The 25,074-nt window shown below is 52.1% G+C and carries 28 protein-coding genes; 14 read left to right on the top strand and 14 right to left on the bottom strand.

Annotation, left to right across the window (positions count from 1 at the left end; genetic code table 11):
• Positions 1-403 (top strand): IS1380 family transposase (locus tag TRICHSKD4_RS17520; RefSeq protein ID WP_040617079.1); only part of this gene is annotated, 403 nt, incomplete at its 5' end.
• Positions 400-705 (top strand): hypothetical protein, encoded by a 306-nt coding sequence (locus tag TRICHSKD4_RS32385; protein WP_009468225.1) that lies wholly within the window; start codon positions 400-402, stop codon positions 703-705. The genes TRICHSKD4_RS17520 and TRICHSKD4_RS32385, both read left to right, overlap by 4 nt.
• A gap of 64 nt (positions 706-769) precedes the next feature.
• On the opposite strand, the gene TRICHSKD4_RS17525 is transcribed toward TRICHSKD4_RS32385, so the two are convergent.
• From TRICHSKD4_RS17525 to TRICHSKD4_RS17555, 6 genes are all read right to left on the bottom strand, one after another.
• Positions 770-3,436, bottom strand: a complete 2,667-nt coding sequence (locus tag TRICHSKD4_RS17525; RefSeq protein WP_009468226.1) for an EAL domain-containing protein — start codon at positions 3,434-3,436, stop codon at positions 770-772.
• Positions 3,437-3,484: 48 nt separating this feature from the next.
• Positions 3,485-4,645, bottom strand: a complete 1,161-nt coding sequence (locus TRICHSKD4_RS17535) for a FecR domain-containing protein (protein WP_139052192.1) — start codon at positions 4,643-4,645, stop codon at positions 3,485-3,487.
• Between the two features lie 147 nt (positions 4,646-4,792).
• On the bottom strand, positions 4,793-5,647 hold the full coding sequence (locus tag TRICHSKD4_RS17540) for a FecR domain-containing protein (protein WP_139052193.1): 855 nt from the start codon (positions 5,645-5,647) through the stop codon (positions 4,793-4,795).
• Positions 5,648-5,924: 277 nt separating this feature from the next.
• Complete coding sequence (locus tag TRICHSKD4_RS17545) at positions 5,925-6,650, bottom strand: glycerophosphodiester phosphodiesterase family protein (RefSeq protein WP_040617184.1); 726 nt, start codon at positions 6,648-6,650, stop codon at positions 5,925-5,927.
• 191 nt (positions 6,651-6,841) lie between these two features.
• Positions 6,842-7,513, bottom strand: a complete 672-nt coding sequence (locus TRICHSKD4_RS17550; protein WP_168157045.1) for a phosphate/phosphite/phosphonate ABC transporter substrate-binding protein — start codon at positions 7,511-7,513, stop codon at positions 6,842-6,844.
• A complete protein-coding gene (locus TRICHSKD4_RS17555) occupies positions 7,458-8,504 on the bottom strand; it encodes a fatty acid desaturase (protein ID WP_009468231.1) in 1,047 nt (348 codons plus the stop codon). The genes TRICHSKD4_RS17550 and TRICHSKD4_RS17555 overlap by 56 nt, the downstream gene beginning before the upstream one ends.
• 144 nt (positions 8,505-8,648) lie before the next feature.
• On the opposite strand from TRICHSKD4_RS17555, the gene TRICHSKD4_RS17560 reads away from it, so the two are divergent.
• The 5 genes from TRICHSKD4_RS17560 to TRICHSKD4_RS17580 all read left to right on the top strand — a co-directional run bounded on the left by TRICHSKD4_RS17560 (position 8,649) and on the right by TRICHSKD4_RS17580 (position 12,842).
• Entirely contained in the window at positions 8,649-9,446 is a 798-nt protein-coding gene (locus TRICHSKD4_RS17560) for a helix-turn-helix domain-containing protein (protein ID WP_009468232.1), read from the top strand.
• Between the two features lie 169 nt (positions 9,447-9,615).
• Positions 9,616-10,200: a YceI family protein gene (locus tag TRICHSKD4_RS17565; protein ID WP_040617080.1), complete on the top strand. Its 585-nt coding sequence runs from the start codon at positions 9,616-9,618 to the stop codon at positions 10,198-10,200.
• A 72-nt stretch (positions 10,201-10,272) separates the two neighbouring features.
• A complete protein-coding gene (locus TRICHSKD4_RS17570; RefSeq protein WP_009468234.1) occupies positions 10,273-10,857 on the top strand; it encodes a cytochrome b in 585 nt (194 codons plus the stop codon).
• Positions 10,858-10,874: 17 nt separating this feature from the next.
• A complete protein-coding gene (locus TRICHSKD4_RS17575) occupies positions 10,875-11,450 on the top strand; it encodes a YceI family protein (RefSeq protein WP_009468235.1) in 576 nt (191 codons plus the stop codon).
• A gap of 153 nt (positions 11,451-11,603) precedes the next feature.
• The gene (locus TRICHSKD4_RS17580; RefSeq protein WP_009465834.1) at positions 11,604-12,842 is read left to right on the top strand and encodes a vWA domain-containing protein; all 1,239 of its coding nucleotides are present in this window, start codon (positions 11,604-11,606) and stop codon (positions 12,840-12,842) included.
• Positions 12,843-13,015: 173 nt separating this feature from the next.
• Here the strand turns inward: TRICHSKD4_RS17580 and TRICHSKD4_RS32390 are convergent, their stop codons facing one another.
• Positions 13,016-13,186 carry an EAL domain-containing protein gene (locus tag TRICHSKD4_RS32390; RefSeq protein ID WP_083782738.1) on the bottom strand — a complete coding sequence of 57 codons (171 nt, stop codon included), beginning with the start codon at positions 13,184-13,186 and terminating at the stop codon, positions 13,016-13,018.
• Positions 13,187-13,301: 115 nt separating this feature from the next.
• On the opposite strand from TRICHSKD4_RS32390, the gene TRICHSKD4_RS17585 reads away from it, so the two are divergent.
• Positions 13,302-14,651 (top strand): IS5 family transposase, encoded by a 1,350-nt coding sequence (locus tag TRICHSKD4_RS17585; protein WP_009465529.1) that lies wholly within the window; start codon positions 13,302-13,304, stop codon positions 14,649-14,651.
• 7 nt (positions 14,652-14,658) lie between these two features.
• Here the strand turns inward: TRICHSKD4_RS17585 and TRICHSKD4_RS17590 are convergent, their stop codons facing one another.
• From TRICHSKD4_RS17590 to TRICHSKD4_RS17600, 3 genes are read right to left on the bottom strand one after another with little or no spacing between them, the layout of a single operon-like run.
• Entirely contained in the window at positions 14,659-14,967 is a 309-nt protein-coding gene (locus TRICHSKD4_RS17590; protein WP_083782828.1) for an EAL domain-containing protein, read from the bottom strand.
• Positions 14,868-15,809, bottom strand: coding sequence for a GGDEF domain-containing protein (locus tag TRICHSKD4_RS17595; protein ID WP_009468237.1), 942 nt, complete (start codon positions 15,807-15,809; stop codon positions 14,868-14,870). The genes TRICHSKD4_RS17590 and TRICHSKD4_RS17595 overlap by 100 nt, the downstream gene beginning before the upstream one ends.
• A gap of 22 nt (positions 15,810-15,831) precedes the next feature.
• Positions 15,832-16,377 (bottom strand): heme NO-binding domain-containing protein, encoded by a 546-nt coding sequence (locus TRICHSKD4_RS17600; RefSeq protein ID WP_009468238.1) that lies wholly within the window; start codon positions 16,375-16,377, stop codon positions 15,832-15,834.
• Positions 16,378-16,674: 297 nt separating this feature from the next.
• Between TRICHSKD4_RS17600 and TRICHSKD4_RS17605 the strand changes: the two genes are divergently transcribed.
• Positions 16,675-18,312 carry a fumarate hydratase gene (locus TRICHSKD4_RS17605; RefSeq protein WP_040617081.1) on the top strand — a complete coding sequence of 546 codons (1,638 nt, stop codon included), beginning with the start codon at positions 16,675-16,677 and terminating at the stop codon, positions 18,310-18,312.
• Positions 18,313-18,479: 167 nt separating this feature from the next.
• Here the strand turns inward: TRICHSKD4_RS17605 and TRICHSKD4_RS17610 are convergent, their stop codons facing one another.
• Together TRICHSKD4_RS17610 and TRICHSKD4_RS17615 are read right to left on the bottom strand one after the other, a co-directional pair.
• Positions 18,480-18,713: a hexameric tyrosine-coordinated heme protein gene (locus TRICHSKD4_RS17610; RefSeq protein ID WP_040617082.1), complete on the bottom strand. Its 234-nt coding sequence runs from the start codon at positions 18,711-18,713 to the stop codon at positions 18,480-18,482.
• Positions 18,714-18,768: 55 nt separating this feature from the next.
• Positions 18,769-19,470, bottom strand: coding sequence for a hypothetical protein (locus tag TRICHSKD4_RS17615; RefSeq protein WP_208993122.1), 702 nt, complete (start codon positions 19,468-19,470; stop codon positions 18,769-18,771).
• Positions 19,471-19,649: 179 nt separating this feature from the next.
• Here TRICHSKD4_RS17615 and TRICHSKD4_RS17620 point away from each other — a divergent pair, with 179 nt between their 5' ends.
• A complete protein-coding gene (locus TRICHSKD4_RS17620) occupies positions 19,650-20,165 on the top strand; it encodes a MarR family winged helix-turn-helix transcriptional regulator (RefSeq protein ID WP_208993123.1) in 516 nt (171 codons plus the stop codon).
• 118 nt (positions 20,166-20,283) lie between these two features.
• A complete protein-coding gene (locus TRICHSKD4_RS17625) occupies positions 20,284-20,526 on the top strand; it encodes a hypothetical protein (protein WP_009468243.1) in 243 nt (80 codons plus the stop codon).
• A gap of 356 nt (positions 20,527-20,882) precedes the next feature.
• On the opposite strand, the gene TRICHSKD4_RS17630 is transcribed toward TRICHSKD4_RS17625, so the two are convergent.
• Positions 20,883-22,361, bottom strand: a complete 1,479-nt coding sequence (locus TRICHSKD4_RS17630) for a multicopper oxidase domain-containing protein (protein WP_009468245.1) — start codon at positions 22,359-22,361, stop codon at positions 20,883-20,885.
• 60 nt (positions 22,362-22,421) lie between these two features.
• On the opposite strand from TRICHSKD4_RS17630, the gene TRICHSKD4_RS17635 reads away from it, so the two are divergent.
• Complete coding sequence (locus TRICHSKD4_RS17635) at positions 22,422-22,874, top strand: winged helix DNA-binding protein (RefSeq protein WP_009468246.1); 453 nt, start codon at positions 22,422-22,424, stop codon at positions 22,872-22,874.
• Positions 22,875-22,879: 5 nt separating this feature from the next.
• On the opposite strand, the gene TRICHSKD4_RS17640 is transcribed toward TRICHSKD4_RS17635, so the two are convergent.
• Complete coding sequence (locus TRICHSKD4_RS17640) at positions 22,880-23,470, bottom strand: LysE family translocator (protein ID WP_009468247.1); 591 nt, start codon at positions 23,468-23,470, stop codon at positions 22,880-22,882.
• 224 nt (positions 23,471-23,694) lie between these two features.
• On the opposite strand from TRICHSKD4_RS17640, the gene TRICHSKD4_RS17645 reads away from it, so the two are divergent.
• Both TRICHSKD4_RS17645 and TRICHSKD4_RS17650 read left to right on the top strand, forming a co-directional pair.
• Positions 23,695-24,096, top strand: a complete 402-nt coding sequence (locus TRICHSKD4_RS17645) for a PilZ domain-containing protein (protein WP_009468248.1) — start codon at positions 23,695-23,697, stop codon at positions 24,094-24,096.
• A 102-nt stretch (positions 24,097-24,198) separates the two neighbouring features.
• Positions 24,199-25,041, top strand: coding sequence for a DUF1989 domain-containing protein (locus TRICHSKD4_RS17650; protein ID WP_009468249.1), 843 nt, complete (start codon positions 24,199-24,201; stop codon positions 25,039-25,041).
• Positions 25,042-25,074: the final 33 nt, after the last annotated feature.

Consider the following 25,074-nt stretch of genomic DNA (forward strand, 5'->3'; position numbering starts at 1 on the left):
TCGCGTGGGTTTTGTCGTCACCAACTTGCCGATGGAGCCGGAATGGATCATCCGCTTCTACAATCAGCGCGGCACAGCCGAACAGCACATCAAAGAAGGCAAGAACGCCATCACTTGGACCCGCCTGTCCTGCAAGCGGTTCTGTGACAATGAGGTCCGGCTTCAGCTTCACGCATTGGCGTATAACCTTGGTGTCTTCCTGCAAGGGCTAGACCTCCCGGAAGAGGTCGCCGACTGGTCGCTGACAAGTATCCAGAGCCGCCTCATCAAAATCGGGGCAAAGGTCGTACGCCATGCGCGCAAAATCACGTTCCAACTGGCAGAGGTGGCTGTATCAGGCTACGTCTTCGGACGAATCCTCGCCGCAATCCGCGCCCTCAAGCCCCCGCCGAGGCCTGCATGACGCTCCAAACAACGAAACCAACACAAATGCGGCTCCACAGCTGTGTCTTGTCGCAGCCCAAACGGGATAAAGTCCACGAAAAGCTCAAAAACCGCGCTTACGTAACCGTCAAAATCGATAATCGCCCCGACAACGCTGCCGTCAGAGTTGCAAACGTCCGTGAAAACGGTCAACCTCGTCGCAACACACAGTTACTTGGGAAATATCCGATTAGATTAAGCCCAGTTAGGGTGCAATCTGTGTTTTCACCAAATATAATACGCAATTTTATCGAGTATCATTTATTGAAGTTGGGCGCTTGAGTGTAGAGCCTTTTCTGTCATGAGGTTTACATTTGCGACTTTGCTGCACCGTTTGTCGTTGAGTTTAATTGTGTTTCGTGATGACGGTGAGTGCGGGTTTTAGAGGCTTAACCAATGCGTAATGGGATTTGGAGGTCGCCATATCGTCAACGAAAGCCCGATCGATCTTGATCCATGAGAATGGGAACCAGGCCAGCTGCGACAGACCGGAATAGCCGGTCCCGAAGTCGTCCAGCGCGAATTGACAGCCAAGGTCACGGATCGCGTCAATCCGCATTTGCAGCTCGTCGGTCTGACCGACAAACATGGATTCAGTAATCTCCAGTTTCATTCTCTCGGACGGGAAGCCGGTCTGGTCAAGGCAGTTTTTCACCACGTCCGCAAAACTCTGCTGCAAGAATTGTTGCGGCGATACATTGACTGATAGAAGAATATCACCGCCCAGTTTCACTAGGTCGGACGCAGCCCGGTTCATGACCCACTCGCCAATCTCCAGGATCATTCCGCTTTCCTCGGCGATCGGAATAAACTCCGCCGGCGATATCGGGCCGAGTGTCTGGTGGTTCCATCGGATCAGTGCCTCAACACCAAGCAAACCCTTGTCGGCGAACCCGACTTGAGGCTGATAGAATACGCTCAGCTCGTCCCGCTCCAAGGCGTTGGTCAGTTCAACTTCCAGCGCGCGGCGACGAACAAGCCCCTCCTCCATATGCGGCTCGAACTGGATAGTCGATGCCCGCATATCCAACTTCGCGCGCGAAAGAGCGTTGCCAGCCTTTCGAATGAGCTGACCTGAAGATGTATCAGTTTCCGCCTTTTTGCTGCTGACATATCCCATACTAATCGAAACTGGAACACGGTTTCCGTTCGACGAAAAGTCTTCAGAAATGCCCGCATGCAAGCGTTCGGCCCACCCTTCCGAACAACCGGTTTCAGGGGTGAGCGGAACAAACACGGCATAAGAATTGTCGTGAAGAACGCCCAGATAAGCGTCATCCCCGATGCAATTTTGAAGGTCTTCACCGACTGAGCGCAACAGATCATCGGAATAGGCCATGCCCAATGAGGCCTTTACACTGTCTATTTCGTCCACCGCAATACAATAGACACAGAATACTTCATCTGGGTCAGCGGTCTGAAGACGGACGTCACACTCCATCTCGAAAGCATTTCGGTTCAACAAACCGGTCAAAGGGTCATGACGAGCCAGATATGCAAGTCGTTTTTGCGCCTCTCTTTCAAAGGTCACATCCCGGCATGTCACTGACGCAAGACGGGTGTGGCCCTCCTCACCAATTTCCGAACGCTGCGCAGTCTGTTGCGTCGTTGTCGTCACCACATATTCAACGTGGCGGCGGTCACCACCTTCAATTTCAAGTTCAATGTTCTTTTTGGAAGCTGAATAAGTTTCCTTTGCCCCATCGAACGCTGATTTCACGTCTTCAATGACAGCATCCGGCAGAACATTTTGGGCCGATTGTCCGGCCTCAAATTCACGCTGAAAGACGGCATCTGCCTTGTGGCTGGCCATGCGCAGTGTCAGGTCTCGGTCGATAACGATAATGGCATCAAAGCTGTCGTCAAAAACCTGCTTGAGCATTTGCTCTGTGTTTTCTGCCCGCCGCTGCGAAACCAGAGCAAGAATCTTGTGAAAGCCAATTTGGCGAAACAGCACATAAAGCGCTGTCATACCGAACAAAAAATGGGTAGCGCTTGTATCTGGAATAATAGGACGGACTTGCTGAACGCCATAAGCTGCAACCTCGATAGCAGCTGCAAAAACAACAAGGGCCAGAACACGAACCTGCCAATTGATCATTACCAGCAAAACAAGCGGCAAAAGTAAGAAAATGGCCAAACCAAAAATTGTCCAACGGCCCGTTGTCTCCAACGCCCTACCCTGAATAATGGACTCAGCGCCCAGAGCTTGAATCACGCCCCCTGGGAGCAGGCCGTAAACGGGGACTGAGAAGATATCCCGCAGCTCCTGAGCTGTCGCGCAGACAATAACCACTTTGTCTTGAAAAACATGAGACGGCGCTGTTCCATTCAATACATCAACAAAGGAGACCCGCTCAAACTTCAGCGGATCAATGCTGTAGTCGATCCAGAACGAACCCTCGGTCTTGGTCGGGACACCTGACATCAGGGCAGAAAGCGACGGCTCTACACCTTGACCCACTTGGTCGCCATAACGCGCATGCCAGATCTGACCATCAGTTGAAATCGGAACACTTACTACGCCGGGCCACGAATGCTCCAAAAACAGGTCAATTGGTCGATTAACGTGGCTTCCGCCCTCTTCAGTAGTTCCAAAGTTGGACTGCTGCCGAAAAGTTGCCAGAGTCACCGCTCCCTCGGCCCGCGCAAGGGCTTCCGCAAATTTGGCATCTTCTTCAGGTGTTGATTGAGCGCTGAAATCAACGTCGAAATAAACTTCTGCGGCCCCCTGCTCGATGACTTTGTCGACAAGCTCCCCATGAAGGCCGCGAGGCCACGGCCAGACGCCAACGCCGGAGAGGCTGTTGGCGTCAATTTCGACAATAACAATCTCACCAGAAGGTGCGTTGCTTTCGACGGAAAACCGGCCTTCGACCAAAAACCGCAGGATCGGATCTAAGCCACCAGCATACCCAAACAAAACGACAGTCAGCACCACAATGGCGAAGGCCGATTGCGTCTTCAGCCCGCGCCAATGCGTCTTCCATGTGGATTTTTGTTCAAAGGTCATCCGGTTTCCCAAAAACGAAGAGCACGCTCCTAAGCCTTAGGGCCTGGGTTACTTCTTGCCATTCCCTTTACCGTTGCCATTTCCACCGCCGTTGCCGTTGCCACCGCCGTTGCCGCCGCTATTGCCGTTGCCGCCGCTATTGCCGTTGCCACCGCCATTGCCACCGCCGTTGCCGTTGCCGCCGCCATTGCCGTTGCCACCGCCGTTGCCACCGCCGGTGCCGTTGCCATTGCCGCCGCTATTGCCGTTGCCACCGCCGTTGCCATTGCCGCCGCTATTGCCGTTGCCACCGCCGTTGCCACGGCCATTTCCACCAGCGTTGGAGTTCCCAACGCCGTTTCCATTGCCGCGGCCATTACCAGCTGATTGGGAGTTGCCTCGGCTTTTCCCATTGTTCGCAAACGAATTTCCGCGACCATTTTTCCCGTTGGCGGCCCGTTGACCACCACCGAAAATTGCGCCCAAACCCCCACCACGATTGGCGCGCTCAACCTGCCGCGACTTACCTGGAATCGCCTTTGGAACATTCTTGACAGCAGGTGTCTCGAACACTGGCGCCTTTTTCTGTCCTCGGACAACTTGCGGCTTGGTCCGACCGCCAACCTGCAGGCCAACCGAACGTGTTGGGTTCGTTGAAGCGCTCTGGCCTGCGCCAACATTTGCACGGTCACCAGACGCGAAATCGTCAACTTGAACCAACCCGCGCTCGACTTCGACCCGCGCAGAAGCGCCGTCTACAACGACATCGAATTTTGTCCCTTTGACAACCGCTGCCATGTAGGGAGTTTCTACAGTGAAATGTGGCCGGGCACGCTTTTGAACATCAACCTGCAAGCGACCTGCTGTTTGAAGAAGCGTGGTCTTTCCACCAGTGCTGCGATACTTGGACAGGGCGAACTTGGTGTTCGGCCCAACAAAAATCGTTTCAGCACCACGCGCAATCAAGGCACGTGCTCGGCCCTTGGTCGCCACTGTGTAACCCGGCTCCAGAGGCATTCCCGTTTTTGCACGGAAAGCTTTCACTCCAGGTGCAACCAGATACACTTTGCCAGTTGCTTTTTTCACCACCCAGCCGCTGGCTTCCGCAATTGAGCAAGATAGCGCAAGCACAACAACACAAAGTGTCAATAATTTCGCGAGCATTGACCACGGATAGCTATCCAACACTCGGCCCGGTGCCTTTAAACCAGAAACTGAAACCTGACGCATGACAACACCCAACGCAATACTAAGTTCTTCTGATGCCTCTACATGGCATTCTCAAAGCTTACTTTACGTCATTTGTTTTAATAATGATTGAAGTCGGGCTTCCTCAAACTACCAACATTGCAAAAACTGCCGATAGTAATTGACGTATCAGTCATCATCATCGTCATCATCGTCATCACCGCCGCCGGAGCCACCGCTGCCGCCAGAACCACCGCTGCCGCCAGAGCCACCCGTGTCGCCCGATCCGCTGGTTCCACCGGTAGAATTGCCTCCACTTGAAGAAACAGACGCAGAAGACGATCGATTGTCTCGTTCCGAACCTGAATTCCTGCTGCTGCTGCTATCCCCACCATTACCGCGCTCATAGCTGTTTCGCGAGGATGCCAACGACCCGCCTAGCGTAGCTTGAGGGTTTTGAGGAACACTGGCTTGTGGGATGATTGGGATTTGAGGGGTTTGGAAGGCTGGCGCTTTGGGTTTGCCGGGAACAACAGTCGGTTTGGTTCTGCCACCAACTTGCAATCCAACAGATTGGCTGGGGCGACTGGCAGCACTTTGCCCTGCACCAACATTTGCTCGATCACCTGACGAAAAGTCGTTGACACTCACAAGGCCGCGCTCAACCTGAACCGTTGTTGATTGACGATCGACCCGAATGTCAAACTTTGTGCCTTTTACGATCGCGGCCAAAAAGGGTGTCTCGACAGTGAAATGTGGGCGCGCACGCTTTTGAACATCGACCTGCAATTGCCCCTCGGTTTGAAGCAGGGTCGTTTTTCTGGCTGTGCTGCGATATTTTGAAATGGCGAATTTTGTGTTCTGACCCACAAAAATCGTCTCGGCTCCTCGTGCGATCAAGGCTCTAGAACGCCCTTTGGTCGCAACAGTATAGCCGGGCTGAAGCGGCATACCGGATTTAGCCCTGAAGGCTTTGACCCCAGGCGCCACCAGATAAACCGTCCCCGTTGCCTTTTTGACCACCCAGCCATTCGCCAGAGCCATGGACGGCGCAAACGTAAAAAGCGCAACCGCGAGCACAAGCTTGACGAGAAATTAGAGCAACGGAGCTTCAAAGGCAGCGCGCAACAAGGTCATCGTTTTTCCTAAAAAACCTCAAATTTTGAACTACGCTGGTCAGCGCAACCCAATAACTGACGCTACGTTAGAAAATTTAACAATGCTTGAAACAACCCTCGCGGAAAACCAGTACAAACCACGAACCCAAAGATGAAACATGCAGAACTTTCTTGCCATTCATCGGTAAATTTAAAACTCTAGCCTATTTGGCAGCTGCCAGTTTTCGTCGCCCTTCTACCGCTCGAAAACGAGCTACATGGTCAATGTTGAACTGCTCAATGCCACATTCAAGTGCACTCTCAAATACACTCTGGTCTTCACCGTCATAGAACATCTGCGTAATCAGCCCAGCTTCCTTGGCCTCTCGCACACGATCAAAAGTGAGGTCTTCAGGATGAAATTCGAGGATGTGCGCGCCGCTGGCGACAGCCCGCGCAACATTGCCGACATAAGAATAAAGCACCATTCGGCGCAGATCCGATGCCTTTGCGCGTGTTTCTGCCTGAATGTCGGGGTCGAAGGAGAAAGTCCAAGCTGTTTCCAGAAGACCACGTGCCGCCAGCATATCCCGCACCCGAGCAGGATCAGCATCCTTGATCTCCGCGTAAGTCTCTATCCGGCCGGCACAGCTGTCCAGAAAGATTTCAAGGCGTGGAATGCGTTCGCCGGCGTAGGCTTGATCAAACCAGCTACCTGCGTCCAACCGGTCAATGTCCGTTGAGAGCGCATCTACAAAACGTCCCTTACCATTGGACGTTCGCTCCAATGTGTCATCATGGAAGACATAAAGCACACCGTCCCTACTCTGGCGAATATCGAACTCAATCACGTCTGCGCCCACTGCAATTGCGCCTTCCAGAGCGGCCAATGTGTTTTCCGGTGCGGTGAGGCATGCGCCCCGATGGCAAATAATACGTGCCCGATCCACGAGACATTCCTTTGACAAAACAAACAGCAAAACATGATCGACAGAATCGATCTAACACCAAAATGCATCGGTTATCTGCTTGAAAGCCGCATGACAGGAAGCTAGGACCGCGAATTATATGGCTGTTTCCAACAGTTTTGCGAAGAATGGCAGCATATGAGAATAAAGAAGGGTGTTGAGGATGACTGCTGTTAAGGCAGAAAAGCTGCAGAGGAATAGTCTTCCGGCTGCATTCGCACAAAACCAACAATCCCGAGGTCCTGTTTAAACTCAGCGTCCAGTTGCGCAAGGCCATTCTCAAAGGCTTCCGCAATGATTGAAGCCTCAAACCTCCTCGCACAAATCAGCGGCAGGCCTGGAACAGGCCATGTCCTTGCAACGACGCGAAGTGTGGGCGCAAACTCTTCAAAGCGGACAAGATTGCGCCATGTCACAGCATCCAGAGCTGCAGTCTGGGCCCGGCCTTCATAGACCGCAAGTGCAGACGCCCGGTGTGCGCCTGTCTCCACATTGAACAGTAACTCTATGCCTTGCTCTTCGGCAAAGGCATGCGGACCGTGAAACCCGGATTGGCTATGCGTGTCGTTATAGGCCATCCGAGCACCTGCAAGGTCTCGAATGTCTTTCACCTGACTGTCCGCGCGAACAATGAAAACGCTATGATAATAGCCAGCCGGACACCCTTCGAGACCATAATCTGGAGTCCCGACAAGGTTCACTTTCTCCCGCAAAACAGAACGGTAGGGATACCCGCAGGTTTGGCTTAGAACCACATCAGGGTTTTGCCAAAACTCATATCCAACACCATCACTCGTCAGCGAATTTGGGGCGTCGATCCCGTTCTGCCGCAAGCTGTCCCGCACGAGGCTCCACAACGCCGCGTGTGCGGTGTTGAGCTCGGGCCGAGCGTACATGGGCAGGCTGGCGAGTGTGGGCATTTTTGCCTCCATAGTGTTTTAGTCCCTCCTCTGCCGTCCAAAGCGGGTGCGCGACTGGGTCTTTGGCATTGAAGAAATACTGCATGAAAATCTGCCAGTAAGACGCGTAGAGATAACCGCCATTTCTGCGCAAAAAGTCCTCTCGCCTCTCGGAGAACAATTTGGGCAGTTTGTGCCACACAACCCTCGGATAGGCGTGGTGAACCGCATGATAGTTGTTGTTCAAGAAGAGGAAAGCCAACAGCCCTCTGTCTTCAATAATTACAGACCGGGCCGCCGCGCGTTGCTCCGCCCTATGCTCCAGAAACGTCCGGATTTTCAAAAGAGACATGCCAAGATAGGCGGACAGGACATAAGCCCAGAGCGGCATATCCGTCACGAGTGCCACCCACAAAAGAATCGGCACTACGCCTAGAAAATGCAATACATAAGAGACTTGGATACGCCGGTTGCCATTGAGCATCTGCGCAATATCATCACGGTAAAATGCAGCCATTGCGACCACTGGACCGATCAGCATGCGGCCCAAAAGCGTGTTGTTGAACTTCGCCACAGCCCTGCGCCAGCTTGGCAACTTCGCCCACTTGTCTGGATCGAGAAAATTGCTTTCCGGGTCCTCATAAGGGTCCGTCAGCTTGGGATCATAGTGGTGAGCAAGGTGTGTGTCTTTGAACCGCAAATACGGGATCAATAAGCCAAGAGCCGGAAACACCGTTGCATCACTTGCCCATGTTTGTGTGAACGGATGGCCATGCACCACCTCGTGTTGCAGGGAAGAGTGCAAGGCGACAACCAAAGCCAACCCGCAAATCACAAACACCAGCGGAAGTGTTCCCGCTGCCAGCGTCAAACTAAAAAATGCAGCATAACAGCCAGCCAGAAGCGCAAGTGTCGGCCCCTCTTCCCTCAAACTCATATCAACTCTTTCGAAAATCAGCGATGATGTTGAAAGGGTAGGGTTCGACCAAGAAAACGGACAATTAGGTATCTTTTGTGCAAACTATGTTTTTTTGTTACTATCTAATAATAATTATGTAAGTTTACTACAGATGATGTAAAAATGGATCGCCGTGATCTCGCCAACGCCTTCCGAGGCCGGTTTCGCCAACTCCTCGATGAATTTCAGGATGACTTGCCAGGCTTCCTGAAGCGCGCCGGACTGGATCGATCGGCCCTCAGCCAACTCAGAGACCCTGAGCATGACCGCCTTCCCCGGGCAGAAACACTGAGGCGAATTGCCGAAGCGACCGGCGCATCGGTCGATTGGCTTCTGGCATTGGAAAATGCTCGCGAAGGTCGTCAGAAAATGACGGAAAGCAGCGAACTTTTAACCGCGACAGATGAGGAAGGGATTGCTCCGCTTGAGCTTTGGCGATCAGAAGCCAAGGGACATAAGCTGCGATATGTTCCAGCTGTCCTGCCAGATATGTTGAGCCTTGCCAATCAGACGGGCGGCGCAAAGGGCGAGGAAAAAATCTTGACCGGGTTTGACATTGACGAAATGGACCTGGAAATCGCCATGCCAATCCAGACGCTCGAAACAATGGCCTCACGAACCGGCATCTGGCACGGCAAAAATGCCGAAGACATTCAAAAGCAAATCACGCACATCGCTGAACTGTGTGACGCACATTACCCGGTTCTACGCCTGCACCTTTTTGACGCGCGGGTGAATTTTTCAGCGCCCTTCACGGTTTTTGGCCGAATTCGAGCATCGGTTTATGTTGGCCAAGCCTATATTTCAGTGACGCGACCAGAGGAGGTCAAATTCTTCACCAAGAAATTTGACGGACTGGTCCGCGCTGCCGTCGTCACGCCAGATGCAGTGCCCGAATATATCGACAGGCTGCTCTCATGATGCCATAGAACTCTGTTTTAATTAAGACTTCCATATTGGCACCTCTCCCTGTCCATTGTTCAACCACAATGGACAGTCAGTCAAATTGTCACAGGCCGAGAAATCCCTACATAGGGTGCACGGCGTTCAATCAGAAAGCCGACTCAATTCTTCCGAGAGGACAAAACAGATGACCCGTTTGGCTACTTCCGCATTGGCACTTGCTCTTCTGACCGGCTCTGCAATCGCACAACCTGTTGCCTATTCCTTCGACAAATCTCACTCCAATCTGTCGTTTACCTACAACCACCTCGGTTTTTCCACCACAGATGGCCGCTTTGGTGACTGGGATGGTACGCTGGCGATTGATGAGAGCACTCCGGCCAATTCATCTATTGAATTCACAGTGCAAATTGACAGCCTGGATACGTTCTGGGGTGAACGGGACGCCCACCTGAAAAGCGCTGACTTCTTTGGTGCCGCAAAATACCCTACCGCGACTTTCAAAAGCACAGAAGTCAACAAAGTTGGCGAGAAACAACTGGAAGTGACCGGTGACCTGACAATCAAAGATGTCACCAAGCCGGTGACACTCACCGTTGATGTCTTTGGCCAAGGCGAACACCCGATGGCGAAAAAGCCGGCCTTTGGCTTCAAGGTATCAACTGTCATCAAGCGGTCCGACTTCGGCATGGACGCCTACGTGCCATATGTCGGCGATGACATTGCCATCACCTTCCACTCGGAAACGTTGAAGGCTGACGCCAGCAACTAAGCCCCTATACCCTCATCATAGCACCTCGGCTCCTAAAGCGGAGCCGAGGCCACAAATCAGTGAGGACAGAAGATGATCCGCAACACCTCTACCGGCTATGGACTGATCGCCATAGCGTTTCACTGGAGCATGGCTGTTCTCATGATTGGCATGCTGGCATTGGGCATTTATATGCATGACCTGCCGCCCACAGACCCTGCAACCTATGAGCTATACCAACTGCACAAATCGTTCGGTTTTGTCATTTTGGCGCTGGTGGTGCTCCGACTGGTCTGGCGCGGGCTTAACCCGTCGCCGAAACTTCCAGACAACATGAAACTTTGGGAGAAAGCGGCGGCGCATCTTGGGCACACAGGTCTTTATGCCGTCATGTTCGCCTTACCCTTGAGCGGCTGGATGATGGTGTCAGCCTCCCCTTGGGGAATCCCGACAGTCGTCTTTAATCTGCTGAACATCCCTCACCTGCCGGTACCAGCCTTTTTGGGCTCCAAGCAGGAAGTAGAAGCTGTATTTCAGATGATCCATGAATACATGGCCTTTTTCACAATGGCCTTAGTTCTGGCGCATGTTGCTGCCGCTTTGAAGCACCACTTTATTACCCGCGACACCACCTTGCGCCGCATGATCTCGACTGCACCCGCCAAAGCAGACAGCTAATTCGTCAGGAGAAACTCATGACATTCAACCGCAAAATCCGTGCCCGACTTGGCCTCACCCTCTTGGCCACAACGCTTAGCGTGCTTCCGCTTGCCAGTGCTCATGCCACGACATGGACAGTCGATCACGACAAAAGCGTTCTCGGTTTTGAGTTCAATCAGGCAGGAACACCTGTAAAGGGCACGTTCAACGATTGGTCAGCCGAAATCGTGTTCGACCCTGAAGACCTTTCCGCAGCGACCATCAGGGCAGACATCCAGACAGGCTCTGCATTGACTGGCAATGGACAGTTTGATGGCCTGATCCCAACCGCACAATGGTTTGATACAGACCAGTTTCCAATCGCCACGTTTCAGTCAGATACGGTTCAGTTGATCGAAGGCAACATCTACGAGGCAGCAGGAACCTTGAACCTGCGCGGCAGCACCCAGCCGACCACCCTACGTTTTTCTCTGGACATTCAAGACACCACAGCCAAGGCAACCGGCACAGCCGAGATCAACCGAACCGCTCATAAGGTTGGAGACGGTGTAGCGCCTAATAGTGTCGGCATTGATGTCACCGTCACCCTTGATCTAACGGCGAGCAAGTAAGTTCGCCATGGAAAAGCGTTAAGTAAATCAACAACACAACTAAAAAGAAAAATCAAAATAGCCAAACACAACCAAATAATGTATACGTTATTCATATATAATATATAAACTTACTATGCGTAAGTTTTACTCCAAAGCGGAGAACTTACGCAAATGTATACAGGGATAAAAAATCGCATTCAGGCACTAAAGGGCAATATTAAGGGTAGCATTGCTATCCCCTTTGCACTTCTAGCCACACTGATCCTTGCGGCCATCTCCGTTGGGATTGACATGTCATTTGCGTATAACAAGCGCGACCAGAGCCAACTTGTGGCTGATGAAGTCTCGCTCTTCGCAGTTACTACATTTCGGAAATATGTTGCTGATGGAATGTCAAAAAATCAGGCGAGAAAACGCGCCGAAACCGACGCACGCAAATTTCTGACCGCGCGAACCAAGTCCCTTGATGGAACGACAGAAAAATTCAGTATCAAAATAAACATTGTCGACCGGGAAGCAAAAGTCGTAAAAGCCAATGTAAACATTAGCGGCAAACACGAATCCTACATGACCCATGCCATGGGCTTCGACAACATAGATTATACTGCAGATTCAGAATCGACAATTTCCTTCGGTCAGGGCAAATACGAGTTTATCTTTTTGGTTGATGTCTCACCGTCAATGGGAATTGGTGCAAGTAATCGTGATCGTCAAATCATGCAACGAGCCATTGGTTGCCAATTCGCTTGCCATGAACCTTGGTACAGCAGTGTAAGCCGCGCAAAAAGCGCAGGAGCCCGTCTCAGGATTGACGTTGTCAAAGACGCTCTAAAGTCCCTCGTGACTCAACTAGAAGAAGCCACTGAAGTCGACTTGAGAACCGGTCTTTACAGCTTTTCAAATTATCTGCACATTCAAACAGGCCTGAACAAAGGCATCTCAAAATTCAAACGTGAGGCCAACAAAATCGCCATCCACCGGGAGTACCTCCGTGGCGGCGGGACAAACTTCCATGGGGTTTTCAGTGATTTCAATGGGGTGTTGCGCTCATTAAAGCCAAAAGCAGATGTTAAGCAGCACATCATTATAATCTCGGACGGTGTGAACCATCTAAACTTGAGAAGTGGTACGAATCGGCACCTTTGGAACCAGACACCTAATTGGCGCCCCTACAACTACAGCTTTAACCCGAGATGGTGTGATGAGTTCAAAAAGGGAGAGGTTAGAACAGTGCACACAATGTTGGTTGAACCAGACAGAGCCCATTATGTTAGGGCTTCGACCTCTTCAATGAGAGCTTGTGCAACAAGCGCAGACTTTTTCTACAGTGCGAACTCAGCCGCAGAAATCGACAAAGCCTTCAAAGACCTGTTTGAAGCCCTATTAAAGTCTGTGTATGTATCAAGCTGAATTCAACAATTACAGATCCAACAAAAATGGCGGCTTCCATGCCGCCATTATTTTGCCTGTCATCCAAGCAGAACACTTATTAAAACTCGACTTCAAAATGTTTGACAACGCTCCCTTTGCTAGCCTCCTACAGTCGTCATTCAGTCCATTCGAGTACCGAGGAAGAAGGTATTTTATTTGCCTGAAATCACCTTGAACTTACCCGGTTCGCTGTTGATTTCGATAGCAGGTTTCGGACGTCCTACGAAGTATCCTTGCTGGTAATCGCACCCAAGATGACTCGCAATTCGATGTTGCGCGGCTGTTTCAATCCCTTCCGCGACAACTGCAAGATCCAGATTAATGAGTTCGCGCTGAAAAACCCCTTAACTGATTGAAGAGTATGGATACCCATTGGGTTTTGGATGTGTGAATATGCCGGTTAGTTGATCCGAAGCACGCATTTTCTGGCATATTCTCATGAGACCTTCAAAACGCAACAAACGGTGTGGCGATCTGTTCAAGGAACGCCTGGCCGCAATCATCGATATGAACCATTCGTTGGTGCGGCTGTCTGGTCTGATGCCTTGGGATGAATTTGATGCGGAGTTCGGCAGGCATTATCGCCCCTTGGGACGACCGGCCAAACCAACGCGTCTGATGGCCGGGCTGCACTTTCTCAAGCACATGTACGATCTTTCCGATGAAGAGACGGTTGAGCGTTGGGTTGAAAACCCCTACTGGCAGTCTTTCTGCGGTTTTGAGTTTTTCCAGCACCAATTCCCCATTGATCCCTCAACCATGACCCGCTGGCGCAAACGGATTGGTCCTGAGGGAATGGAAAAGCTTCTTTCTGCTACGGTAGGTGTTGCGATTGAGAGCGGGACGATCAAGAAGAGCAGCCTTGAGCGGGTCTTGGTTGATACGACCGTTCAACCCAAAGCCATTGCCCATCCCACCGATAGCCGTCTTTATCACAAGGCCTTGCAGCTTCTGGTGCGCCAGGCCAAGAGGGCCGGCATCATCTTGCGTCGCAGCCATACCAGAGTTGCCAAAAAGGCGGCCTTGATGGCGGGCCGTTATGCCCATGCCAAACAGTTCAAGCGGATGCGCCGGGAACTCAAAAAGCTGAAGACCTATCTGGGCCGGGTCTATCGCGACATCTCCCGCAAGATCGCAGGCAACGAAGGTCTTGAGCACCGGTTCTCCCGTCTGCTGGGACTGGTGGAGCGGCTTCTGGCCCAGACCCCCAAGGACAAAAACAAGATTTATTCCATGCATGCGCCGGAAGTGGCCTGTATTGCCAAGGGCAAGGCGCGAACACCTTACGAGTTCGGGGCCAAGGTTGGCATTGCCACGACCAATCGGGAAGGATTGGTTCTTGCGGCGAGGGCTTTTGAGGGCAATCCCTATGATGGGCACACCTTGAATGACACCATCAGTCAGGCTGAGAAAGTCTGCGGCACCAAAGCTGAGCGTGTCTATGTGGACCGTGGCTATCGGGGGCATGATTATGAGGGCGACGCCAAGGTCATGATCTCCGGCCAGAAGCGCGGGCTGACGGCACAGATGAAGCGTGAGCTGAAACGACGATCAGCGATCGAGGCCACCATCGGCCACATGAAAACAGATGGACGACTTGACCGGAACTTCCTCAATGGCAAAAATGGCGATGCCATCAACGCCCTGCTGGCCGCAGCCGGTCATAACCTGCGTCTGATCCTCAATGCACTGATCATTTTGCTGCTCTGGATCACAAACCCCATCCCCAAACCGGTCAAATCGAATATTTGCGTATTGCTTCGGCCACGCGCAACATCAATGGCTTAGACGTTGTTCAGGGCGGACCAATAACAGCATGCTCGGTGACCTCAAACCGGACCTGCTCCGGCTCGATCCCAACTTCAATAATAGTATCCAGCACAAAATCCGGCAGATTTTCATCAACGATATCACGCTCAGCCAAATTGATTGATACCCAGCCGATTTGCCCGCGCCGCAAAGGTCTGGCGACCGCTCTTAATGAGTTGGCTATGATCTGGCGGGTCAATTCCCCCAAGAACCCGTGTTCTTCAGCTGCAACCAACGTATCAAGAGGAGAAACCGGTCCAAAGCCAGCGTGTTCCCACGCAATAACGCTTCGCACCCTGGCGGTTCCTTCTGATCTGAGCTCAAGATTGGCTGGAAATGCATATTGATTTCGCCCAGCGCAAGATCTCGTTTCAAAGCATGGCCAATTGCAGTTCTCAAACGATAAGCGCGAGCCAACTGTGGCTCGAAAGGGGAGTAGCGACCCCGGCCCTCATCCTTGGCTTTGTAAAGTGCCAAATCAGCATAGATTTGAAGTTCGTCAACGGCCTTCGCATCAGATGGGAAATTCGCCCCACCCATGGAAACTCCGCAGTTGAGCTGATGAGCACCAACAAGAAAGGGTTTTTCCATCTTTAGCTGCAGTTCATTGCAAATGCCGGTAGCCTCGGCAGCAGACCCTACGTTGGATAAAATGAGCGCAAATTCATCCCCGCCCAGCCGTGCGGCCCAATCACCATCACGCAAACATCCTCTTACGCGATCAGCAAAGGTTTTCAGGGTCTCATCGCCAGCCACATGCCCATAGGTGTCGTTGAGTTTCTTGAAACCATCGAGATCACAAAAAACCAGAGTAAACCCCGGCCCTTCAATCCGCCCCGGAGCCGCAAGGTCTTCGAGAATACGGGTGAAGCTTAATCGGTTCGGCAGGCCGGTGAGGTAATCATTTTCCGCAAGGTGCAAGGCCTTACGACGTTCAACCTCCAACGCTTCCGTGCGATCGCGTATTCGTACTTCGAGCGTTTCATTCAGGCGGCTTAGATTGCGATTGACCTCAAACAGTTCACGGCTTTTGGCTTCCAGCAAGCTCTCAGCTTCAAGGCGCGCACGCTTCTCCGGGCTTACCCTTCTTTCCAGGCGAGCAACTCTTTTTTCCAGGTCATTTTCGGTCTCATCCATGGATGATTAACCGCCCTTTGCCTTAAGTCTGTCTCTGCACTTTTATGTCAGCAAAGGTTCCGAACTCATCCTTGGCATGGTCCATCAGCACTTCAACATGATCATCAAAATGATTGGCCGCAGACTGAATGAGACCGGACGCCAGCTGCGCCAAACAACGTTTGCTTCGATAACGAAGAACAGCTTCGTTTTTACCACGCGACACCATCTTCAGGCTTGGGAGCTCGGCGTTGGCATAAAGTTTGCGCACTTCAACGTGGATATGGTTTTCAACACTGTCCAGAAAATCGAAAAGACTGGCCTGTTGATCGAAAAAATCGCGGAATCGATCCCTGAAGCTCCCGCCCAGATATACGCCAAATCCGTGGATTAGGTCGTCGACTGATACGCCTGTTTGTTTGGAAAGCGCTGTGACCAAGGTTACCATTTCTTGAAAGTCGTAGGTTCCTACAGCCGTGTAGGCTCCCCCACTCGGCAAATCACACTCATCAATCAGATCTTCAATCTCATCCTCACCAAAAGCTGAAGATGCATGTTCAATAAATTCAGTGAATACGATACCCTTCATAGTTCACCTCCAAGCAACCTCACTTGCAGTGCTGCAGACTATTCTTAAGCTTTCATCCCATAGACATTAAAAATTGTTATGATTTCAATTAATTACGTATTTTTACAATTATATAATATATATTCAATTTGATAATGAGCGCTCACCGCTACGTCACTTCATACTTGAACTAATTGTATAGACGCCAAGGCTGTACACTCTTTTCAGAATTCCTATAAAAGACGACATCAATAAGCACCGGAACAATCGAGAGAAAAACCGGCGCGCCAATTGCCAGTCGACACAAGGGCTTTCCAGATGACCACTCCCGTGACGCCGCCCGCCTATGAGCACAGCGCCCTCTTCCCGCAAGGCGAAGACACCACGCCTTATCGCAAGCTCACATCGGATCATGTCAAAACAGCCGAGTTTAACGGCGAAGAAGTCCTTATGGTCGAGCCAGAAGGCCTGCGCCTGCTGGCTGAAGAAGCCTTCAAGGACATCAACCACTTTCTCCGTCCCGGCCATCTGGAGCAGCTGCAGAAGATCCTCAACGATCCGGAAGCAACGGAGAACGACAAGTTCGTTGCCTTTGACCTTCTGAAAAACGCCAACATCGCCGCTCACGGCGTGTTGCCGATGTGTCAGGACACGGGCACAGCCATCATCATGGGCAAGAAAGGCCGCCGCGTCTGGACAGATGGTTCAGATGATGCGGCTCTCGGCGAAGGTGCCCGCGACGCTTATTTCAAGAAAAACCTGCGTTACTCTCAGCTCGCGCCGATCTCCATGTTCGAGGAAAAGAACACCAAGAACAACATGCCGGCGCAGATCGAGCTTTATGCAGAAGGTGAAGACGCCTACAAGTTTTTGTTCATGGCCAAAGGTGGTGGGTCTGCGAACAAGACCTTCCTGTTTCAGGGCACGCCGTCGCTGCTCACACATGACCGGATGATCGAGTTTCTGAAGGAGAAAATCCTGACCCTCGGCACCGCCGCCTGCCCGCCCTATCACCTTGCCATCGTCATCGGCGGCACATCTGCAGAATCCAATCTCAAGACTGCAAAACTGGCCTCTGCCCGGTATCTCGACAACCTTCCAACCGAAGGCTCAGAAGCTGGAAACGCCTTCCGTGACCTAGACATGGAAGAAGAAATCCACAAACTGACACAGGCAACCGGCGTCGGCGCCCAGTTTGGCGGCAAGTATTTCTGTCACGATGTACGGGTCATCCGCCTGCCGCGCCACGGCGCCTCCCTGCCTATCGGTTTGGCAGTTTCCTGTTCGGCAGACCGTCAGGCCGTCGGCAAGATCACCAAGGACGGTATTTTCCTCGAGCAGCTTGAAATACATCCGGAAAAATATCTGCCAGAAGTGACTGATGAAGACCTGTCCGACAATGTGGTCAAAGTGGACCTCACCAAACCGATGTCAGAAATTCTGGGCGAACTGACGAAGCACCCGATCAAGACCCGCCTGTCCCTGACCGGCCCGCTGATCGTGGCGCGGGATCTCGCTCACTCCAAACTGCGCGACCGGCTGGAAAGCGGCGAGCCCCTGCCCGACTATTTCAAGAACCATCCGATCTACTACGCCGGACCGGCTAAGACCCCGGAAGGCATGCCCTCCGGCTCCTTCGGCCCCACAACGGCAGGACGCATGGATGCTTATGTCGATCAGTTCCAGGCCGCTGGCGGTTCCATGGTCATGCTCGCCAAAGGCAACCGCTCAGCCCAGGTCCGTCGCGCCTGCCAGGCTCATGGCGGCTTCTATCTCGGCTCCATCGGCGGCCCGGCCGCCCGCCTCGCCCAGGACTGCATCAAGAAGGTGGAAGTGGTCGAGTTTGAAGAACTCGGCATGGAAGCCATCTGGAAGATCGAAGTCGAAGACTTCCCGGCCTTTATCGTCGTAGACGACAAGGGCAACGACTTCTTCAAGGAGCTGAATTTGGACTAACCCTCGTTCCGGCACCCCGCCGTCCCGGCCTACGAGCCGGGACCTTCTTCAGCCGGTTCAACCGCCGCAAGTCAAATCCGCGATGCCTTAAGGGTCATCCTACGATCCTGATGGCATGTGAAGCTTTCTCGTCACAGCAAACCAGTGTCTTTCAGCAATTGGCTGGATCAATCTGTTCGCCAGTAATTGTTGGCGGCAGCAACTGTCGCAAAATTCGTTGCGACGACCGAAGAAACGGATATCAGGAAGTCCGCTTCGCTTTCATATTCGGCCCTTAGTTTTTGACGGACACCGTCGTCGGGCTGCGTAAGTTTTACCGCCATGCGGGATAGCTTGATTGCCAATTCATACCCCTCCTGAGGCGAAGTAGTTATCATAGTGGGTAACCAAATCTCGCTCATTTCCCTCTCCCTCTTAGCTTTGCGGGGGATAGTTCCCCCGCAAAAGCGCTGACAATTATTGAATTTTTCCAGGCAAAGACAAATCTCCGGATGCGACATCAAAAACATCCGTTACACAAAACAAAGGTGCATGGATATTGGCATTCACGCGAAGCGCTGCGGTCACACCGTCATAGTTTATACCAGAGACATTGACACTCTGATCAAACGCCACATTCACGCTAACCTCAGGTCCATCAAACAAAGGTGTAAAGCCGGGGCTATCCAGTAGAATTGGCAAGCCAGGCCATGTGGCAGGCAGATTAGGCGCTGCATCTTCAGGAATATCTTTAACGGTCAGGGCACCAGGTCCGCAAGCTTCATCGGGAGCCAGGACAACCCAATGACTGTGCCATGTGTTTCCATCATTACCGACGTTTCCATCTCCATTCTCATCAAACAACGGCGTGTCATCGAAATCCGGATGTGTTGCTGCGGCCATGGCGAGAATACCAGCACCTTCGTCGAATCCCACACTTGAAGGGTCAAGGGTGGTTGGCCAGACATAGGCGTAGGCTGGTGCGCCAGCCAATTCACCTACTTGTGTGGGTTTTTCAGCGCCCGCGATACCGTTGGTCGTCATATGAAAAGTCACTACGTTGCCGTTGCGATGCGCGTGAGCAGCTAAAATATCAAAAGCAGCCGTTTTTGCTGCATCGCGTTCTGATTGAACAGCTCCGTCCTGATGAACCGCGTGAGAGTGCGAGCCGTCAGCCAATACAGGTGCCGTTCCAAGCGTAGCCAAGACAGCAAGTATGGAAATTGTTGAGCGCATTTGTTTTCTCCATGTTAACTCTGCGTCAGCACTTATAGTAGCGAGTCACTATTATTGCAAATATAATTTCGACTCGCTATATTTAAAATATGAGCTCAGAACGAAATTCCCGGATCCGAGAGTTGTTGGACAGGCTACTGAGGCTGCACGCGTCTGAAGACTGGTCGGAACCTCTCAATCCAGCACAGAGCAGCGCACTGAATTACCTTGTTCGGGCAAATCGGTTTTCCCGCTCACCTTCAAATGTTGCAGACTATTTGTGCACGACACGAGGAACAGCATCCCAGACGTTGAAGGCTCTGGAAAAAAAGGGCTTTATCGAAAAGGCAAGTGCGGCGGGCGACAAGCGATCACTCAGCTATAACGTCACAAAGATGGGCCTTTTGTTTGTTCAAAAAACAAGCACCTTGGATGACTCACTGAACCAGATTGATGACGCTACAAAAAGCAGTCTGGAAACCGGTCTCACCGATCTCATCCGACATCAGCTAACGGCCAGAAACTTCAAGTCATTTGGCATCTGCAATACATGCAAACACCACCGTGTGGACGCAGGCCAACGAACCTGCCAATTGCTTCAAGTTCCGCTCAAGAGCGACGAAGGCAATCAACTTTGCCATGAACATTCCGCCCGCTAATTTTAGAAGAAGCCGTAGGTTTGAAGAGTTTGGAGCTACTCAGACATTCGACTTCTTCAAGATCTGACCTAGTTACAGGGTTCGATATGACAGAGACGGAAGACAGGGCCTTTGTGACATGCTGGAAGAAAAACAGGCCGATCTGGACCGGGAAAAGCAGCGCAAGCTGCTGGAGCGCCTTGTGGCGGAATTGAGCCGAGATCATTTTGATCTCTACTATCAATCAACCAGCGAGATCGCATTTCTGCTGGAGAGTTATATTCAAGGCAACGCCAAACTCACTCAAGATGAGCGTGCTCTTCTCGCCCCGCTCACCAGACGCGATATCGAGATCAAGTTGAGCTTGCATTCGGGCATGTAAGGCAAGTTCAACCGAAGCGTATTCAAGGCTGTAAATTTCCCCCGTCATTCCAGACAAGCTGAAAGCATGTGAAGCGCTGATCTGGAATCCAGATATCAGTCACGCGCAGCGTTGCAAAAGTCATAGAAATTGCACTCGCTTACACTCATGCTGACACGCTGGATTCCGGATCTTCCTTCAGCTTCGCTGCACTCGTCCGGGATGACGAATGGAGTATTTCCGCAGTCTTCCAACACACGAGAAAACTGCCATCCCGGTCCATGAGCCGGGATCTTAAACGGCCTTGCAAAGGTCCCGGCTCAAGGCCGGGACGGCCTGTTTGTCACATCGAAAAAGCGGAATGCTGGTTGGTAAGATCAGGCGACCGTAAATTGCCCCATCATGCCGCAGTCTTCGTGCTCCAGAATGTGGCAGTGGTACATGTAAGGGGCGTGTTCCGGCGCATCATAATCAAACTTGACCAGCACCTCTGACCAACCATTTTCAACATGAACCATATCCTTCCAGCCTTGCGCATAAGCTGGCGGTTCCGCGCCATGTTCAGAAAGGATGCGGAAGGAACAGCCGTGAATATGGAACGGGTGCAGCATGTCATCGACAGAGATTCGCCAGATCTCCGTATCGCCTTTTTGAACTCTCTCGTCGATGCGGTCCATTTTCATCGGCTGGCCGTTGATCGCCATACCACCGCTTCCGCACACATTGCCCCAGTTGGCAGCAAGAGCGGCTAATTCTTCGCCATTGCCCATGTTCAACGTAAAGGAACGCGTCTTTTTCGCCGCCGACGGATCAGGTGCGGAGAGATTGGCCAACGTTTTTGGCACGGCACCATCAAAGCCCTTGTCGGCTGTCCGTGTCAGCGTCAGCGCAGTGAGTTCCTGAACACTTTCGCCAAAGAATTCAGTCACAAAGGCAAAGAAGCCCTCCGCCTCCACTTCAAATCCGACCACAAGACTGTTCGTTTCCACCGCCTTCATATCGACGAGGATTTCGTAACGCTCACCGGGTGACATCAAGAGGCTCTCGGTCTCGACCGGAGCTTTCAAAAACCCGCCGTCAGAGGCGATGACGGTGATGGGCCCTGACGCCATCGACAAACGAAGGAAACGGGCATTACAAGCATTCAGAAGGCGCAAACGAACCAGCCCCGTGGGAACGGATTGTCCAACAGGAGCGATGGCTCCATTAACGACCAACGTGTCCCCCACGAAACCTTCTTCGAAAACCTCTCCAGTGAGGAAATAGTCCATTTCACCGGAAGGTTTGAACATCTTGTCCTGCAGGACCAGCGTGAAATCATCAACGCCATAGGTCTTTGGCAGATCGGCAGAAAGGCTCGCGTCATCTTCAATCAACAGGACACCGGCAAGGCCTTTGTAGGTTTGCTCGGCTGTCTTGCCATGCATATGGGAATGGAACCAGTTCATCGACGCATGCTGAACAATTGGGACATCCGGCGACCATGTGGACCCAGGTTCGATTTCCTGATGCGGCCCGCCATCTACATCGCCCGGAATATGCAACCCATGCCAATGAAGGGTCGTAGTATCCCCGATCCCGTTCTTGACATCAAAGGGAAGCGTTTGGCCCTGTTTCGCACGCAGGAGCGGCCCGAGGTAATTGTTGTTAATACCCAAGGTCGCACTTTTTGTGCCATTGCCAAAGTCATGAAGCCCCGGTCTCATGTCCAACATGATCCGACCATCAATCCCGCTCATCAGATCCGTCATCGGTAACACCGGAAGAGGCCGAAGCCCGGCTTGCGCCCAGCTGACACCGGTTCCTGCCAACACTGCGCTTGCACATGTAGCTTTTAAAAAGGTACGCCGATCCATTGCCCTCTCCAGAATTTATCAACTAGAGTTGACAAATGATAACGATACGGCACTTTGTCAATGACGATTGAAAAAAAAGACGACACTTTTCTGGCGACCAACATCAAGGGCATGATGATGACCCTGCTCGCCCACTGGAACAACGAGATGGATGCGGCCCGTTCTGGAACCGAGTTCGCCGATATTCGTCCAGCAGATATGCGTGTTTTCGGACAGCTTCGCGGACGTACAGTCAAACTGTCAGAAATTCACCGGGAGATGAGTTTCTCCAGGCAGGCCGCTCAGCAAGCAGTCGAGCGATTGGCCAAACAGGGCATGATCCAGATTGACCTTGCCCCTGGAAGCAAGCGCGACAAGATCATCTCAATTACAGAAAAAGGCCAAAAGTGGCGTTCAATCGCGGCCAGCCAGATCCGAAAAATCGAGCAGGATTGCGCTCATGTGATTGGGGACAGTGGCAGAGAAACACTCAGAGCATTATTGATTGAGCTTATCAAAGACAGCAAGAATTAACACCCTCACTTCGGCGCCAAAAGCGCCAAGGCCACAACAATTAGCATGGAAAGCGCCATGGCAATGTTAACGCGGCGTTGGATGTGGGGGGCGAGGTTCATCTTGTGCAAAGTCATGCCGAGATAGAGCCATGCGAAGTGGATCGGCAGCCAAATGGCATTCATGATCGCAAATTTCAGCGCTGTCTCAATCACAAGACTATCCGGCCAGAAGGCAAAGCCGGTCAAAAGCGTCGTGTTAACCGCATAGGCCTTGGGATTGACGATCTGCAGGAAAATACCGGAGCGAATGCCCGGCGCGCTATCTGCCGCCTTGAAGGCGATCTTCGATCCGGCAAAGGCAATTCTTGATGCCAGATAGACCAGATAGCCGACAGACAACACAAGCAGGATCAGGCGCAAGTTTTCATTTGCCAACAGGATAGTCGCCAGCCCTGACACCACGGCAAGAGCCACAAGATTTGTACCGATGAAGAGACCGCCGATATAGCGAGTTCCCGCCTGAAACCCGAAAGCAGAGCCCACACCAGCGACGGACAGCACACCTGGCCCTGGAGTGATGATCAAAAAGAAAACCGCCAATGCAAATGTGATCATGAGTGGCCATGTTCAGTGGTTGTCGATCGATTTCCAGAGCCTGACCATACTGCAACCCCACGACCTATAGTGGTTTATTTCACGCAACGTAGAATTAGCAACAGGAAACGGGAAGTTTTAGCAAGTCAAATACAACCCTTTTATTTATTGAGTTTAAGGGTTTGAAAGGAGTTATGTGTAACCTTGGGTCAGGTGAGTCTACCCTGTTATGAGTTGGATGGCACGTGTCTGATCCCAAAGCACACCCAGAGCAGTTTGCTGAAGAGTTCGCTCCGCGCGAACGGCGCCTTGTCGTTCAGCGCGAGGGCAAGGTTCTTCTTCAAGGTGGTAAGCTGCAAATTCCGGTTCATGTTCGTAACGTCTCGACCGAAGGAGCCAAGCTGGAGTTTGAGAACTTCCAGCTCCTACCACTCCAGTTTGAGCTGTTGATCGACGACGATGCCCTGCCCGTTATGTGCGAAAAACGCTGGGAAGACGGCAAAACTTGCGGGGTCGCATTTATCGACAAAAAAGCAGAGATCATTCCGGAAACCAAGCGGGATGCCCACGTCCCTGCCGCGGACAAACCAGCGACCAAACCTGTTCTGGGACAAATATTTGCGCCTGTTGACTGGTTCCACGACTAAGATCAGCCCCCCTTAGATCAGTCTCACTTTTCCAGATTTGACACTGCACTTGCAGCAACCGACCTATCACCCTATGCAGGAAAGACTGCATCAGGAGGAACCATGTCTGCACCACAAGATGCCGCAATGCGGCGGGCTGTCAAACCGGTCATCTGCTATCCGCCCGAGACACTCACTCTACCTCACTTGGCGCTATACAAAGATGCTCGCAGGGCCGCCGACAAGATTGACGAAGTCATTGTTCCTGCCCGTGAAGCTTCCAGCATAGAAGTTCCCAAGGGGCATTTTCTGAAAATCACCAGCATTGAAGGTCCGCAGGTCGGTGACCTGAACCTGTTCAATCTCAACAATCTGGAGGAACGCTTCTTTTCGGGAAAAACCCGAGCACTTCACGGAACCCATGTAACAACGGGAGATCGGCTCTGGTCCAACTTTCCGTATTTGCGACCGATAGCGACAGTCAGCCACGACACACTGGACTGGTATGGCATGGATGAGTTCGGCGGTTCCGTTCATGACGTCATCGGCACACGCTGTGATCCCTACACAGGCAACGTCTTGAGTGGCACTCAATACCATCACTGCTGCCATTCAAATCTGACCCGCGCGCTAGCGGATGCACGCAACCTTCCACTTCACGAAGCGGAGCGTCTTGTTCATGATGTTTTGAACGTGTTCATGTGCACCGGTTTCACAAGAGATACCGGGCAATACTTCATGAAGGCCAGCCCCGTTCGGCCCGGTGACTGTCTGGAGCTGTTCGCTGAAATCGACATTCTCGCCGTTATGAGCGCATGCCCGGGTGGCGACTGCGGAAGCGAGCACTCCAGCGATACGGCAAAGTGCTTTCCCATGCTGATGGAAGTCTGGAAACCGAAAGAGGGATCGCTTGAAGGCTGGGCCTCTCCGCCCGTCAACGCCTATGACCGTTCTCACGGTCGGTGATTGGGTCAGCGCAAACAAAACCGACTTCATAAA

It is taken from the genome of Roseibium sp. TrichSKD4, assembly GCF_000148725.1.
Taxonomy (GTDB): Bacteria; Pseudomonadota; Alphaproteobacteria; order Rhizobiales; family Stappiaceae; genus Roseibium.

What these genes read in the sequence shown, in the direction of transcription:
- TRICHSKD4_RS17560 (WP_009468232.1), top strand. Translation starts at nt 8,649, where the DNA reads ATGGATCGCCGTGATCTCGCCAACGCCTTCCGAGGCCGGTTTCGCCAA.
- TRICHSKD4_RS17555 (WP_009468231.1), bottom strand. Translation starts at nt 8,504, where the DNA reads ATGAGTTTGAGGGAAGAGGGGCCGACACTTGCGCTTCTGGCTGGCTGT.
- TRICHSKD4_RS17625 (WP_009468243.1), top strand. Translation starts at nt 20,284, where the DNA reads ATGCTGGAAGAAAAACAGGCCGATCTGGACCGGGAAAAGCAGCGCAAG.
- TRICHSKD4_RS17640 (WP_009468247.1), bottom strand. Translation starts at nt 23,470, where the DNA reads ATGATCACATTTGCATTGGCGGTTTTCTTTTTGATCATCACTCCAGGG.
- TRICHSKD4_RS17630 (WP_009468245.1), bottom strand. Translation starts at nt 22,361, where the DNA reads ATGGATCGGCGTACCTTTTTAAAAGCTACATGTGCAAGCGCAGTGTTG.
- TRICHSKD4_RS17585 (WP_009465529.1), top strand. Translation starts at nt 13,302, where the DNA reads ATGAGACCTTCAAAACGCAACAAACGGTGTGGCGATCTGTTCAAGGAA.
- TRICHSKD4_RS17535 (WP_139052192.1), bottom strand. Translation starts at nt 4,645, where the DNA reads ATGCGTCAGGTTTCAGTTTCTGGTTTAAAGGCACCGGGCCGAGTGTTG.
- TRICHSKD4_RS17570 (WP_009468234.1), top strand. Translation starts at nt 10,273, where the DNA reads ATGATCCGCAACACCTCTACCGGCTATGGACTGATCGCCATAGCGTTT.
- TRICHSKD4_RS17605 (WP_040617081.1), top strand. Translation starts at nt 16,675, where the DNA reads ATGACCACTCCCGTGACGCCGCCCGCCTATGAGCACAGCGCCCTCTTC.
- TRICHSKD4_RS17580 (WP_009465834.1), top strand. Translation starts at nt 11,604, where the DNA reads ATGTATACAGGGATAAAAAATCGCATTCAGGCACTAAAGGGCAATATT.
- TRICHSKD4_RS17650 (WP_009468249.1), top strand. Translation starts at nt 24,199, where the DNA reads ATGTCTGCACCACAAGATGCCGCAATGCGGCGGGCTGTCAAACCGGTC.
- TRICHSKD4_RS17600 (WP_009468238.1), bottom strand. Translation starts at nt 16,377, where the DNA reads ATGAAGGGTATCGTATTCACTGAATTTATTGAACATGCATCTTCAGCT.
- TRICHSKD4_RS17575 (WP_009468235.1), top strand. Translation starts at nt 10,875, where the DNA reads ATGACATTCAACCGCAAAATCCGTGCCCGACTTGGCCTCACCCTCTTG.
- TRICHSKD4_RS17540 (WP_139052193.1), bottom strand. Translation starts at nt 5,647, where the DNA reads ATGGCTCTGGCGAATGGCTGGGTGGTCAAAAAGGCAACGGGGACGGTT.
- TRICHSKD4_RS17525 (WP_009468226.1), bottom strand. Translation starts at nt 3,436, where the DNA reads ATGACCTTTGAACAAAAATCCACATGGAAGACGCATTGGCGCGGGCTG.
- TRICHSKD4_RS32385 (WP_009468225.1), top strand. Translation starts at nt 400, where the DNA reads ATGACGCTCCAAACAACGAAACCAACACAAATGCGGCTCCACAGCTGT.
- TRICHSKD4_RS17610 (WP_040617082.1), bottom strand. Translation starts at nt 18,713, where the DNA reads ATGAGCGAGATTTGGTTACCCACTATGATAACTACTTCGCCTCAGGAG.
- TRICHSKD4_RS17635 (WP_009468246.1), top strand. Translation starts at nt 22,422, where the DNA reads ATGACGATTGAAAAAAAAGACGACACTTTTCTGGCGACCAACATCAAG.
- TRICHSKD4_RS17595 (WP_009468237.1), bottom strand. Translation starts at nt 15,809, where the DNA reads ATGGATGAGACCGAAAATGACCTGGAAAAAAGAGTTGCTCGCCTGGAA.
- TRICHSKD4_RS17565 (WP_040617080.1), top strand. Translation starts at nt 9,616, where the DNA reads ATGACCCGTTTGGCTACTTCCGCATTGGCACTTGCTCTTCTGACCGGC.